The sequence below is a fragment of the Kitasatospora sp. NPDC058184 genome (genome assembly GCF_042883725.1).
Taxonomy (GTDB): domain Bacteria; phylum Actinomycetota; class Actinomycetes; order Streptomycetales; family Streptomycetaceae; genus Kitasatospora.
The window spans coordinates 329,464-343,233 of the sequence record NZ_JBHVVE010000006.1 but is presented as its reverse complement, the minus strand read 5'-3'; the positions used below and the strand labels follow the sequence as shown (position 1 = coordinate 343,233).

Annotated in this window: 6 protein-coding genes; 2 read left to right on the top strand and 4 right to left on the bottom strand. The window is 73.9% G+C overall.

Annotated features, from left to right (window positions below):
- Window positions 1-8: 8 nt before the first annotated feature.
- The 4 genes from ACFVXH_RS14670 to ACFVXH_RS14655 all read right to left on the bottom strand — a co-directional run bounded on the left by ACFVXH_RS14670 (window position 9) and on the right by ACFVXH_RS14655 (window position 11,269).
- Window positions 9-1,094, bottom strand: a complete 1,086-nt coding sequence (locus tag ACFVXH_RS14670) for an acyl-CoA dehydrogenase (protein WP_387823369.1) — start codon at window positions 1,092-1,094, stop codon at window positions 9-11.
- 110 nt (window positions 1,095-1,204) lie between these two features.
- Window positions 1,205-5,212, bottom strand: coding sequence for an amino acid adenylation domain-containing protein (locus ACFVXH_RS14665; RefSeq protein WP_387823366.1), 4,008 nt, complete (start codon window positions 5,210-5,212; stop codon window positions 1,205-1,207).
- Window positions 5,209-8,838, bottom strand: a complete 3,630-nt coding sequence (locus ACFVXH_RS14660; protein ID WP_387823363.1) for an amino acid adenylation domain-containing protein — start codon at window positions 8,836-8,838, stop codon at window positions 5,209-5,211. Before ACFVXH_RS14660 ends, ACFVXH_RS14665 begins: the two co-directional genes overlap by 4 nt.
- A gap of 181 nt (window positions 8,839-9,019) precedes the next feature.
- Window positions 9,020-11,269, bottom strand: a complete 2,250-nt coding sequence (locus ACFVXH_RS14655; RefSeq protein WP_387823360.1) for an MMPL family transporter — start codon at window positions 11,267-11,269, stop codon at window positions 9,020-9,022.
- Window positions 11,270-11,678: 409 nt separating this feature from the next.
- On the opposite strand from ACFVXH_RS14655, the gene ACFVXH_RS14650 reads away from it, so the two are divergent.
- Together ACFVXH_RS14650 and ACFVXH_RS14645 are read left to right on the top strand one after the other, a co-directional pair.
- The gene (locus tag ACFVXH_RS14650) at window positions 11,679-13,106 is read left to right on the top strand and encodes an MFS transporter (RefSeq protein WP_387823357.1); all 1,428 of its coding nucleotides are present in this window, start codon (window positions 11,679-11,681) and stop codon (window positions 13,104-13,106) included.
- A gap of 39 nt (window positions 13,107-13,145) precedes the next feature.
- On the top strand, window positions 13,146-13,766 hold the full coding sequence (locus tag ACFVXH_RS14645) for a TetR/AcrR family transcriptional regulator (RefSeq protein ID WP_387823354.1): 621 nt from the start codon (window positions 13,146-13,148) through the stop codon (window positions 13,764-13,766).
- Window positions 13,767-13,770 lie beyond the last annotated feature (4 nt).

Sequence of the window (13,770 nt, the reverse complement as noted above, 5' to 3'; positions counted from 1 at the left end):
CGGGGCCCTCAGCCGACGCGCAGCGGTCGGCCGGCGAAGTGGTCACACAGCTGCCCGGACATGTGGGTGCGGGACGGCGGGTGGAACATCAGGCCGGCGCAGGCCGCGGTCAGGTAGGCCGCGTCGCCCGACCCGATGTAGGACATGCCGCCGAGCAGTTCCACCGCCTTGCGGTTGATCCGGCCGATGGCGTCCTGCACGGCGTAGCGCACGCACAGGACCCGGGCGAGCATGTCCGGGCCGCGCTCCCCGGCCTCCACGGCCCGGGCGACGCCCTCCAGCATGGCCATGGCGGCCTCGGCCTCGACCGCCAGCGCCGCGCGCTCGACGGCGTCCGCCCGCCCGGCCTCCAGCACGCCCTCCACCAGGGCGCTCGCCGCGCCCAGGTAGGTGGCGGTGACCAGGAGTTCGAACCAGATGAACCCGCTGGTCTGGAGCTCGTCGGGCTGCTGGTCCGCGGTGTTCCCGGTCATGACGACGAGTCGGCCGGGCACCTCGACGTCCTTGAGGACCACCTCGTCGCTCTCGGCGCCGGCCAGCACGAAGGTGTTCCAGAACGGCCGGACCTCCAGCCCGGGGCTGTCCACCGGGACGACCACGACGGCCATCCGGTCGCGGCCGTCCTCGCCGGTGACCGCCACCGAGGCGGTGAGCAGGTCCATCGAGCGCGACAGCGAGCACGGCTTCTTGGAGCCGGTCACCCGCAGGCCGTCGCCGTGCGGCACGGCGCGCAGCGTCGGGGAGAGGATGGCCGCCCCGCTGCGGCCCTCGGCGAAGCCGGAGGCGACCAGCAGCCGGCCGGTCGCGATGCCCTCCAGCAGCATCCACTCCCAGCCGTCGCCGAGGCTGGCCTCGGCCAGGCTGGCGACGGAGAAGTGGTGCATGGTCGTGGCGATCCCGAGCGACGGCGACCGGGCGCCGATCGCCCGCTGGACGCGGACCGCCTCCAGCGGGGTGGCGCCGTCGCCGCCCTGCTCCGTCGGGATCAGCAGGCCCGTGCCGCCGGCGGCCTTGAACAGGGCCAGCGCCGGGTTGCCGGGCCGCTCCAGATCCGCGAGCGGGATCCGGGCGAGGTCGTCGTCGAGACCGGGCATGAACCGCTGAAGGGTCGCCCGTTCGGTTGCCAAAAACCGCATGGTGAAGTTCCCCCGTGTGTCGTGGTGGTTCGGCTCGACCGGGACACCCGGTCGAGAGGAGGGGCCGGCTACCGCTGGGTGCGCGGTTCCCCGAGCCAGGCCGTGAGGCGGTCGGCGATCGCCGCAGGGCGGTCGCCGGCGACGATCGAGTAGTGGTCCTCGTCCCAGCGCTCCACGTCGAGCCGGGGGCAGACGTCCTGCCAGGCCGGGACGGGGTCGGTGCGGTCGACCGCACCGGCCACGAAGAGGAGCGCGGGCACGTCGGACTTGTCCGCCCGGTAGCGGCCCAGGGCGGCCAGGTTGTGCGCGTGGACGCGCATCAGCAGCTCGTACTGGTGCACGTCCGTCCCGGCGGGCAGCCACCCGTGGGCGACCGACACCTGGGCCGCGGTCCGCGTCAGCGCGGCGGGCGGTGTCGCCAGGACGGCGGTGCGCGCCGCCTCGGGCAGGCGCCCGCCGGCGAGGTCGCCGAGGAACTCCAGGTGCCGGGCCGCCTCGGTGGCGGTCTCCCGGGCCTCGGTGAGATCGCTGTCGATCATGAAGACCCGGACCTCGTGGCCCTGTTCGGCGAGCTGCCGGCCGACCTCGTGGGCGAGCACCCCGCCCATCGACCAGCCGCCCAGCAGGTACGGTCCCCCGACCGACACCTGTTGGAGCTCCTCGCGGTAGGCCGCCGCCATCGTCTCCACGTCGGGGTCGAGGACGGCGGTGGTGCCCCGGGCCAGCGCCCGGCTCTGGAAGGCGTGGACCGGGCCGGGCCAGGACCGGGCCAGCGCGGTGTAGCCGCTCACCGAGCCGCCCACCGGGTGGAACAGGAACAGCTCCCGGCCCGCGGCACCGGCCGCGCCCGCGGCACCGGGCCCGGCCGCGCCGCCGGCCAGCACGACCCGGCAGCCGGCCGGGCGCTCGTGCTCCGCGACGCGCGCGGCCAGCGCCCGTACCGTCGCGGCCTCGAAGACCTGGCCGAACTGCAGCTCGACCCCCAGCTCGGCGCGGATCCGGTTGATCAGCCGCAGCGCGAGCAGCGAGTTGCCGCCCAGCGCGAAGAAGTCGTCCTCCGGCGCGACCGAGGGCAGTTCGAGCAGTTCGGCCCAGAGCACGCGGAGCCGGTCCACCAGCTCGCCCCCGGCGCCCTCCGCCGCAGCCCCGGTCCGCCCGTCGGGCGGGGTCTGGGCGGCGAGCGCGGCCAGCGCCCCGGCGACGTCCACCTTGCCGTTGGGCGTCAGCGGCAGCCGCTCCAGGACGTGGACCCGACCGGGGACCAGGTAGTGCGGGAGCCGCGTCCGCAGGTGGGCGAGGACCGTCCGGCCGTCGAGCGCCTCGCCCTCGTGCGGGACGACGAGCGCCACCAGGCGCCGCTGCCCGCCCGGCGTGGCCTCGCCGCTGACCGCGCACTCCCGCACCGCGGGGTGTTCCCGGATCGCGCTCTCCACCTCCCCCGGTTCGACCCGGAAGCCCTGGATCTTGAGCTGGCGGTCCTCCCGGCCGAGGAACTCGATGGTGCCGTCCGGCCGGTAGCAGCCGAGGTCGCCCGTCAGGTACAGGCGCTCGCCGCTCCCGGGGTGCCGGACGAACCGCTCGGCGGTGCGACGCTCGTCGCGCCAGTAGCCCCGGCTGAGCCCGACGCCGCCGATGAGGATCCGGCCGACCGCCCACGGCGGACAGAGGTCCAGCCGGTGGTCGAGCACCCGCATGGTCTGGTTACGCAGCGGGACCCCGTACGGGATGCTCCGCCAGGCGGGGTCGACCCGGTCGGCCTCGTGGATGTTCGACCAGATCGAGGCCTCCGTCGCGCCGCCCATCGCGATCACCCGGGTGTCCGGGAAGCCCGACCGAAGCCGGTCCGGCAGTTCGGTGGGGATCCAGTCGCCGCTCATCAGGAAGGCGCGCACCGGAGGCCGGCCGGCCTCCGGCCGCTGCTCGACGACCTCGGCCAGCATCTGGGCCAGCGCGGGCACCGAGTTCCACACCGTCGCGCCGTGCCGGACGGCGGCCCGCGCCCAGCCGAGCGGGTCAGGGCGGCGGCGCGCCTCCGGGAGCACCAGGGCCGCGCCCGCGGCGAGCGCGCCGAAGACGTCCCAGACGGAGAGGTCGAAGCTCAGCGAGGAGATGCCGAAGACCCGGTCCTCGGGGGTGAGTCCGAGGCGCTGGTTGATGTCCTGGACGGTGTTGACCGCCGCCCGGTGCTCGATCATGACGCCCTTGGGCAGGCCGGTCGAGCCCGAGGTGTGGATGACGTACGCCAGGTCGGCCGGGTCGCCGACCCGGGCGCAGGTCCGGCCCGCCGTCGGTTCGAGGCCGTCCACCGGGAGCAGGGGGCGCTCGCCGAGCGCGCCGAGGCGCTGCTCGTCGCGGGACCGCACGAGCGCGACCCGTGCGGAGCAGGCCGCCAGCAGGTGGGCGATCCGTTCGTCGGGCAGGTCGGCGTCGACGGGGCAGTACGCCGCGCCGGCCCGCAGCACGCCCAGGACGGCGACGACCTGCTCCCAGTCCTTCGTCATGACCACCGGGACGAGGTCGCCGCGGCCGACGCCCTGGGCGCCCAGCCGGCAGGCCACCGCCCGGGAGCGGGCCTCCAGTTCGCCGTACGTGACCGTCCGGTGGGCGGTCAGGACGGCGGGGGCGGCCGGGCGCAGGGCCGCCTGCCGCAGGAACCCGTCCTCCAGTCGCTCGTCCGGCGGGGCCGCGACGGGCCCGTTCAGCGCGGCGACCCGGGCGTGGTGCCCGGCGGACACCGGGTCCGGCGCGGCCGCCGCCCCGGCGGGCCCGGCCAGCTCGTCCAGCATCCGCCCGTACGCCTCGAACATGAGGTCGGGCAGGCCGGGCGGGAAGGCCTCGTCGACGACGTCCCAGACGCAGTCCACCCCGCCGTCGGAGCCGTCGTGGAGCTGGTTGTCCACCAGCACCTGGGGGGTGCGCAGATCGCTGGCCACCTCGCGGCAGGCCAGCCGGTCCCGGCCCCCGCCGGTCGGCGGCCGTCCGTCCGCCGTACCGGCCTTCAGCATGCTGGTGAAGACGTACGGCAGCGCGGCGCGAGACGTCCAGCCCCGGCGGGCGGCCAGCTCGCGGGTGATCCGCACCCCGGCCACGTCCGCGTTCTGCAGGTCCTGCCAGACCTGGCGCTGGAGCCGCCGGGCCCGCTCCCAGAAGTCCCCGGACTGCCCCAGGTCCACCTCCAGCGGGAGGGTGGCGCCGAACTGGCCCAGCACGCCCGCCATGTGGGGCCGGGTGGTCGCCCAGTTCTGGTGCAGCAGGTTCAGGCTGAAGTGCGGGGCAGCCGCCCACGCGCCGAGCACCTCGGCGAACACGTGGCAGAGCGCGGTGGTCGGCAGCACCCGGTGCTGCCGGAAGGCGGCGGACAGCCGCTGCCACTGCTCCCGGGTCAGCCGGTGGGTGCGGCGGGTGAAGCGCACCGTCCCAATGGCCGCCGGCTGGACGGAGAGCGGCAGCCGGGGGGCGTCCGGCAGCCGGTCGAGGCGCTCCTCCCAGTACTGCCACTGCTGCCGGTACTCCGGGCTGTCCTCGTGCGCGAGCAGCTCCAGCCGGCAGTCCCGGTAGGTCCGCGCCGGGGCGGGCGGCTCGGCAGCGGGGTCGTGGTAGTACGCCCGCCACTCGTCCATGACCTGGCGGATCCCCCGGCCGTCCAGCAGCAGCAGGCTCATCGCGAGGTGCACCCGGACCCGGTGCGGCCGCAGGCGGTTCACGACGATCGCGAACAGCGGCCAGCGGGTGGGGTCCACGCCCTCGCGGCACATCCGCTCCCTGGTCCGGAGCAGCTCGGCCTGCCGCGCGGCCTCGTCGAGGCCGGTCAGGTCCGTCACGGCGAGCCGGACGGGCCGGATCCGGTCGTCCGTCAGCACCCGCTGGGCGCCGGCGTCCTCGACCACGGTCCGCAGGTGGTCGTGCCGGCGCAGCAGCCGGTTCAGCGCGTCCTCGGCCCGGGCCAGGTCCGCGTTGACCAGGTCCAGTTCGACGTAGTAGCTCGGCAGGAAGCCGCCGAGTTCGACCAGCCTGGAGGCGCCGACCAGGTAGGCCTCCTGGAGCGGGGTCAGCGGGAAGGGGTCGTGCCGGGTCACCGGGCCGCCTCCGGCCGGGCGTCCAGCACCGCGGCGAGTTCCGCGATCGTCGGGGCCTGGAACAGCAGGTCGACGGCCTCGTCGCCGCTCTGCCTGATGCCGAGCTCGGTCCGCAGCCGGCCGATGACGCGCACCGCGTGCAGCGAGTCGCCGCCCAGGTCGAAGAAGTTGTCCTCGACGCCGAAGTCGTCGCGGCCCAGCGCGTCGGTCCACATCTCCAGCAGCAGTCGCTGCAGCGCCGTGCGCGGCGCCGCCCGGTCCTCCGGGGCGCGCTCGCGCCAGGGCGAGGGCAGGGCCGACCGGTCGACCTTGCCGTTCGCGCTCAGCGGCAGCCGGTCGAGGACCACGTAGTGGTGCGGAACCATGTACTCGGGCAGCAGGTCGCCCAGCACCTTGGTCAGGGCGGCCGGGTCCAGGGCCTCCCGGCCGGAGGGCGAGCCCGCGACCAGCACGTGCTGGGCCAGCGCGCGTACGGCCGGCCCGCCGTCGGGGACGGCGGCGAACCGGGTGAAGCCGGCGGCCGCCAGCTGCTCCTGCCACTCGGGCACCGAGAGCAGGGTGGCCCCGCGCTGGTCCTGGTAGTTCCCGAAGCCTTCCAGGAAGGCGAAACTGATCATGTTCAGCGGCGAGTTGACGGTGCCCTCGATCAGGACCAGCAGCCCGCCGGGGGCGAGCAGGCCCCGGACGGTGTCCAGGGTCCGTCCCAGGTCCTTCGCGTCGTGCAGGACGTTCGCCGCCACGATGACGTCGGCGCTGCCGGGCGCCAGTCCCTGGGCGGCCGGCTCGCCGTCGATGTCGAACAGGCCGTAGTCGACGAAGGGGTAGCCGTCCTCGTAGCGCCGGCGGGCCGAGGTGGTGAAGGCCGTGGAGAGGTCGGTGAAGCGGTACCGGACGCGGTCGGCGGGCAGCACGGGAAGGATCGCGTCGCTCGTGGAGCCGGTGCCCGCGCCCAGTTCGAGGATCCGGACCTTCCGGTCCGCGGGGAACCGCTCCACGAAGGAGCGCACCGCCGAGGCGGCGATCCGGTTCTGCAGCCGGGCGGCCGGGTTCGCGGCGTACAGCGCCTCGGTCACCCGCCAGTCGCCGTCGGGGAGCAGCAGTTGGAGCGGCCGGACCCTGCCCTGGAGCATCGGGACCTGCTGCTCGACGCAGTCGGTGAAGTAGTCCAGCAGGACCCGGTCGGGCCCGGAGACCGTGAACACGGCCAGCTCGGCGGCGATCCGGCGGTCCAGCGCGTCCGCGTCGAAGGGCCGCTCGGCGCGGTAGCGACCGGGCTCCCCGGTGGCGCTCAGCAGCCCCTCGGCGGCGAGGACGGCGAGCCACTGGGCGACCAGGCCGCGGTAGGTCGGACGCAGTCCGTTGCGGGCGGTGATCTCGTCGGCGGTGGCGGTGGCGTCCCCGGTGGTGAAGGCCCCGAGCCGGGCGAGGCTGCGGGCCATGACCGACGGGGCGAGCGCTTCCAGCCGCTGCCAGAGGTGCTCGAAGGTCGCGACAGCGGGGGCGAGTTCGCCGACGGCCTGCCGCAGCTCGGCCTCCCCGGCGGCCGACGCGGCGGACCAGGCTGCCCCGTCGTCCGGGGTGGCGGCCGGCTCGGTGCGCTCCTCCGGCAGGACGTACGCGACGAGCTGCCGGCGGTCGGTGGCGGGGTTGGTGTCGACGGTGAGGAGCGCCTCGCCCACGCCGGGCCGGCGGCGCAGGACGGCCGCGATCTCGTCGAGTTCGATCCGGTACCCGTTGAGTTTGACCTGGGTGTCCTCCCGGCCGAGGAACTCGATGTCGCCTCCGGGCAGGTAGCGGCCGAGGTCGCCGGTCCGGTAGAGGTACTCGCCGGTCGCGGGGTGGACGATGAACCGCTCGCCGGTCCTGACCGGGTCGGCCCAGTAGCCCTTCGCCACGCCGGTGCCGCCGATGTGGATCTCCCCGGTGGTCCACACCGGGCACGGGTCGAGCCGGCCGTCGAGCACGTGGAGCGTCTGGTTCGCCAGCGGCTTGCCGTAGGGGATGCGGCTCCACTGCGGCGGGACCTCGCCGATGGGGTAGCCGACCGACCAGATGGACGCCTCGGTCGCGCCGCCGAGGCTGACGACCTGCGCCCCGGGGTGGGCGGCGCGGACCGCGTCCGGCAGCGAGACGGGTATCCAGTCGCCGCTGAGCAGGACCACCCGCACGGTCGACGGCGCGGGGGCCGGGGCGGCGGCGGGGACGGGGGCGTCCAGCCAGACCCGCATCAGGGCGGGGACGGAGTTCCAGACGGTGACGCCGTGCCGCTCGACCAGCGCGGACCAGTGCTCGGGGTCGTGGGCCCGACCCGGCGCGGGCACCACCACGGTGGCACCGGCGGCCAGCGTGCCGAAGACGTCGTAGACGGAGAGGTCGAAGCTCAGCGAGGACAGGGCGAGCACCCGGTCGTCGGGGCCGACCCCGAAGCGCCGGTTGATGTCCTGGACGGTGTTGGCCGCCCCCCGGTGGTCGATCACCACGCCCTTGGGCCGGCCGGTGGAGCCGGAGGTGAAGATGACGTAGGCCAGGTCCTCCGGCGCGGGGCCGGTGGGGAGCGGCCCCGCGTCCGCCTCGCGGACCTCGGCGTCGTCCGGGGTGACCAGCCGGACGCCGGTGGGCCAGGCGAGTTCGTCGCGCAGCCGGGGGGTGGTGACCACGGTCCGGACGCCGCCCTGCTCCATCACCTGGGCCCGGCGCGCGGCCGGCCACTGAGGGTCGATCGGCAGGTAGGCGGCCCCGGAGAGGGTGACGCCGAGGACGGCGGGCACCTGGGCCCGGCTCCTCTCGACGACGACACCGACCAGGCTGCCGGGCGTCGCGTCGAGGGCGGTCAGCCGGCGGGCGAGGCGCCGGGCGTCGGCCACGACCTCGCCGTAGGTGGACTGTCCGTCGTCCGCGATGACGGCGACGGCGTCCGGCCGCTCGGCGGCCCGGTCCTCGACCAGCCGGCCGAGGGTGGTGACGGGGAGGTCGGCGGCGGTGCTGTTGGCGGCGGCGCGTTCGGCGCTCTGCCAGGCCGGCAGCGTGGTGAGGCGGGCCCGGCTGTCCCAGGCGCCGTCCTCGGCCGCCAGCCGGTCGAAGGCGGCGGCGCAGGCCGACACCAGGTCGGCCGGCAGGCCGTCGGGCAGCGGCTCCTCCCGGACGTCCCAGGTGAGGACGAGCTCGCCCGCCTCCTCGGTGGCCATCCAGATCGGACGACATCGCTCCTGCTCGCCCGGCTCCGGCACCAGCTCGCCGGCCCGGGCCTCGTCGAGCTGGTGCTGGAGCCGCTGCGCGCGGGCCGCGAAGGAGTCGTCGGGGAGTGCGTCGAAGGTGAGCGGAAGTTCCGTCGCCCGGCCGGGCAGCACCAGGTCGAGCGTGAAGTCGGCCCGCGGGGCCCACTGGCGCAGGACGTCGGCCCAGGCGGTGATCAGTACGGCAGCCGGGGCGAACCCCCGGCGCTCCGCCTCGCGGCGGACGGTCGTCCAGGCCGCCCGTCCGACCCTCTCCCGGTGGGCCGTGGACGCCGCCTGCGCCGGGCCCGCCGCCGGGTGCGGCGCGACCGGCAGTTCGGGGGCCGTCGCCCGGTTCGGGATCCGCAGTCCGATTCCCTCGCCGGGCAGTTCTCTGAGCAGGTTCCGCACCATTTCGAATTCTCCCCGTGATGACGCTATTCGAAATCTTCAAATGTGAATTCCGGGCAGCCCGGAATGGTCTGGAATTTCTATGGCCGGAACCCTAGCCGGGCCCCGGGTCGACGTCAAACAATTTCACCTGACGGTTCACCGGTACGGGCGGGTCCCACGATCGGGAACCGCCCGTACCCGATCAGCCCAGACGCTCGGCCGGCTCGCGCCCCGGAACCGGCGCCGACCGTCCGCGGTATTCCTCCGGAACCTCCCCGGAATGCTCGCTCAGGCCGAACCGGTCGTGCAGTCGGCGCAGCGGCCCGGGCGCCCACCAGTTCGCCCGCCCGGCCAGCCGCATGAAGGCGGGCACGAGCAGACCGCGCACCAGGGTCGCGTCGACGACGACCGCGAGGGCCAGGCCGACACCGAGCAGCTTGAGCAGCGTGAGCCCGGAGGAGGCGAAGGTGACGAACACCGTGCCGATCAGCAGGGCGCCCGCACTCATCACCCGCCCCGTCTTCTCCAGGCCGAGCGCGACGGAGTGCGTGCTGTCCCCGCTCCGCAGGTATTCCTCGCGAATTCGGGAGAGCAGGAAGACTTCATAGTCCATGGACAGCCCGAACGCAATGCAGAACATCAGCACGGGCATCGTCGCGTCGATCATTCCGGTGGTCGTGAAATCACCGACGAGCCATTTCAGGTGACCGTCCTGGAAGACGTAGACCATTGAACCAAAAGTAGCCGTCAGGCTCAGCAGGTTCAAGAGGATCGCCTTCACCGGAATGAGTACGCTTCCGGTGAACAGGAAGAGCAGCACGAAAGTCGTCACCGCGATGATGAGCAGCGCCAGCGGCAGGGTGCCGCCGGTGGCGTGCGTGGTGTCCACCAGTTGCGCGGCCTGCCCACCGACCCGGGCGGGGACGGGCGCCCCGTCCGCGGTGCGCACGGCCGCCACGAGCGCGCGGCCCTGCCGGGAGTACGGCTCGACGGACGACACCACCGACAGCCGGCTGCCCGCCCGGGCGGTGAACTGCTTCGACGCGTCCGTCGGCGGCGCGACCAGCCGGCCGCCGGCGTAGGAGCCGGTCAGGGTGTCCACCCGCTGGACCCCCGGCAGCGCCGACAGCCGCTCGGCGTACGGCGGGAGCGCCTGCGCGGCGTCGGCCTCGGACAGCCCGGGCAGGACGACCGGGATCGGGTTGGTCTCCCCCAGGTCGAAGTGGTCCCGCAGGTACTGGGCCGCCTGCCGGGCCGGCGAGGACGCGGGCAGCACCCGGTCGTCCGCAAGGCTGAACGAGGCCGACAGGAACGGGCTGCCCAGCAGGAGCAGCAGTCCGGCGACCACCGTCATGACGGGCACCGGACGCCGCATCACGCCCAGCGCCAGGCGGCGCCAGAAGCCGCTCGGCGTGCGCCGCCGGAACCGCCCGAACACGTCGAAGCGGTTCACCCGGTGGCCGAGCACGGCGAGCAGGGCGGGCAGCGCGACCACCGAGGTGAGCGCCGCCACCAGGACCACCGCGATGCCGCCGTAGGCGATCGAGCGGAAGAAGTACATCGGGAAGACCAGCAGCGCCGAGAGCGAGAGGGCCACGGTGAGACCGGAGAACAGGACGGTCAGGCCCGCCGTCCGCACCGTGGTCCGGACGGCCTGACCGACGTCCGCGCCGGCGGCCAGCTCGTCGCGGAACCTGCTGATCACGAACAGGCTGTAGTCGATGGCGAGTCCGAGCCCCAGCGCCGTGGTCACGTTGAGCGCGAAGACCGACACGGGGGTGAGCTCGGTGAGCAGTTGCAGGACGGCGGTGGTGAAGACCACCGAGATCCCCCCGACGAGCAGCGGCACGAGCGCGGCGGCGAGGCTGCCGAAGACGACCACCAGCAGGACCAACGCGACCGGGGCGACGATCAGTTCGGCACGCAGGAGGTCGTCGGCCGACACCCGCTCGACCTCGACGTAGGTCTGCGCGATCCCGGTGAACCGCAGGTCCAGCCGGTCGTCGCCGAGCCGGGGGACGATCCGTTTCGCCTCGGCCTGGTAGGTGCCCTCGTTCCCACCGAGCCGGACCAGGACCAGGCCGCCGGCCCCGTCCTTCGAACGCAGCGACGCCGGCCGGCCGGACGTCCAGTAGGAATCGGCCGAGACGACGCCGTCGAACGAGCGGATCCGGTCGACGAGCCCGGTCGCGGCGGCCACGACGGCGGGGTCCTCCAGGCCCTTGCCGTCACGCCCGGAGGCGATGACCACGAGGTTCGGCGCCCCGGTGCCGAAGTCCCTGGCCAGGGCGTCGTCCACCCGCATCGACTCCGACGACGGGTCCTGGAAGCCGCCGTTGGCCAGGTGCTGCTGGACGCCCGCCCCGAAGAACGCCGCCAGTGCGGCGACGAACACGGTGAGCGCGAGGATCAGTCCTCTCCTGGCCACGGCCAGTCTGGCGATGACGTTCACGAAGCTCCTTCACAAGGACGCGGCCCCACGATCTGGGGCGGCTCTGCAGACCCGGGCTGGGATGCGCCCAGGCGACGGAGAGTCCTCAAGAGCCCTACGGGACAACGAATGTGTCGTCGCGTCAGGTCGATGGCGCCACCGGCTGACCATCAAGTCGAACACAATGTCCAACTTAACTACTATGACGCATAGGGTCAAGGGTCCGCCTGCACGCCGGGGCCACCGGGCGGGTGCGGGGGCGGGCATGCGGACGGGCCCAGGGGCAGGCCGATGCGACCCTCCCGACGCCAAGGGCGGACTCGGGCGGACTCTCCGAGCGGAGACAGTAACTCATACAGGACTGTTCAACTTAGCCGTTCTGCGGTATCCCTTAACTCATACACCGTTGTCTGAGATAGGGGTTGTCCCGATGACTCACGCTGCCCACACCACGTCAGAGGACCATCCGCAGGCCGAACTCGACCCGCGCCGCTGGCTGCTGCTCACCCTGCTCTGCCTGTCCCAGTTCATGCTGATCGTGGACGTGACCGTGATCAACGTCGCGCTGCCGAGCATCGGCGACGACCTCGATCTCAGCCGCGAGACCCTGACCTGGGCCGTCACCGCCTACACCCTCTGCTTCGGCGGCCTGATGCTCCTGGGCGGCCGGCTGGCCGACGCCTTCGGCGCCCGGCGCCTCCTGGTGACCGGCCTGGTCCTGTTCACCGCGGCCTCCCTGGTGGTCGGGCTCGCCGGGAACGCGACCGTCCTGATCGGCGGGCGGCTCGCGCAGGGCGTCGGCGCGGCGCTGCTGTCGCCGGCCGCCCTGGCCACGATCACCCGCACCTTCCACGGCGCCGAGCGCCACAAGGCCCTGGGCATCTGGGCCACCCTCGGCGGCATCGGCTTCGCGGTCGGCGCGATGCTCGGCGGCGTGCTCACCGCGGGCCCCGGGTGGAACTGGGCCTTCTTCATCAACGTCCCGGTCGGGCTGGGCATCCTCGCCGTGGTCCCCCGGCTCGTCCCCGCCCCGAGCGCCTCGGCCGCCCACGGCGACCGCCGGATCGACCTGCCGGGCGCGGTCCTCGTCACCACGGCGACCGGGTCGCTCATCTACGGCCTCATCAAGGCCGGTGACGCGGGCTGGGGTTCGACCGCCACCCTGCTGCCGCTGATCGGCGCCGTGGCGCTCTACGCCGCCTTCACCCTGGTCGAGCGGAAGACCGCCTCCCCGCTGATGGACCTGCGCATCCTCGCCAAGCGCCCGGTCGCCGCCGGCTCGTTCCTGATGCTGATCGCCACCGGCCTGCTGCTCGGCTACGTCTTCCTCGGCTCCCTCTACCTCCAGAACGTGCGCGGACTGTCCGCCCTGTCCACCGGGGCCCTGCTGCTGCCCGTCGCCGTCGCGACCGCGATCGGCGCCCACCTCGCGGCGCACCTCATCGGCCACGCCGGCGCCCGTCTGGTCGCCGCCGGCGGACTGCTCGTCTCGGCCTCCGGGAGCCTCGTGCTGTCCCTGGCCGACGGCACCGTGGGCGTCATCATCGGACTGGTCATCGGAGCCGTCGGCATCATCCCCGTCTTCGTCTCCGCGACCACCACGGCGCTCGGCTTCATCTCCCACCACGAGGCCGGGATCGCGTCCGGGGTCGTCAACACCTTCCACGAGGTCGGCGGAACCATCGGCGCCGCGACCGTCTCGACCGTCGCGGCGGTCGGCATCGCGCAGCACACCGACGCCGGGTTCCCCGCCGCCTACACCACACTGGCCGCGGTCGCGGCGGTGGCGGCGCTGATCGGGCTGCTGGTCGTCCCCCGCGGCAAGGCCGATATGCCCGAAGGCGTCCACGTCCACTGAGAGGAAGAGGAACCGCCCACGGTATTTAGACTCCGTCCCATGGAATCCGAACACCACAGCGGCGCCGCGAAGGCCCGGCGGGGCGGCTCCGCCCCCCGTCGGGCCGACGCCGAGCGCAACATCGCCGCGATCCTCGCCGCCGCTGCCGCCTGCCTCGGCAGGAACCCCAACGCGAGCATGACCGAGATCGCCGCGGCCGCCGGGGTCGGCAGAGTGACCCTGTACGGGCACTTCTCCTCGCGCGAGGAACTCCTCAGCCAGCTGATGGAACGCGCCCTGACCGAGGTCGCCACCGTGGTCGACGCCACCGACCTCGCCCACGGCCCGGCCGACGAGGCCCTCCTGGCCTTCATCCGGTCCTCCTGGCAACTGCTCGACCGCAACCTGCGCATGCTGCACGCCGCCCGCCACGCGCTGCCGGCCGAAGCCGTCCACGGCCACCACACCGGCATCCTCTCGGCGATGGAACAGCTCATCACCCGAGGGCGGCAGGAAGGAACGTTCCGGGATGACCTCCCCGCCCATTGGCTCGTCACCTCCATCTACGCCCTGGTCCAGGCCGCCGGCGACCAGGTCGAGTCGGGCCGCTTCACCTCGGAGGAGGCCCTCGACGCACTCGAGGCGACCCTCGTCGCCCTGCTGCGCCGGCCGGCCGACTGAGCAA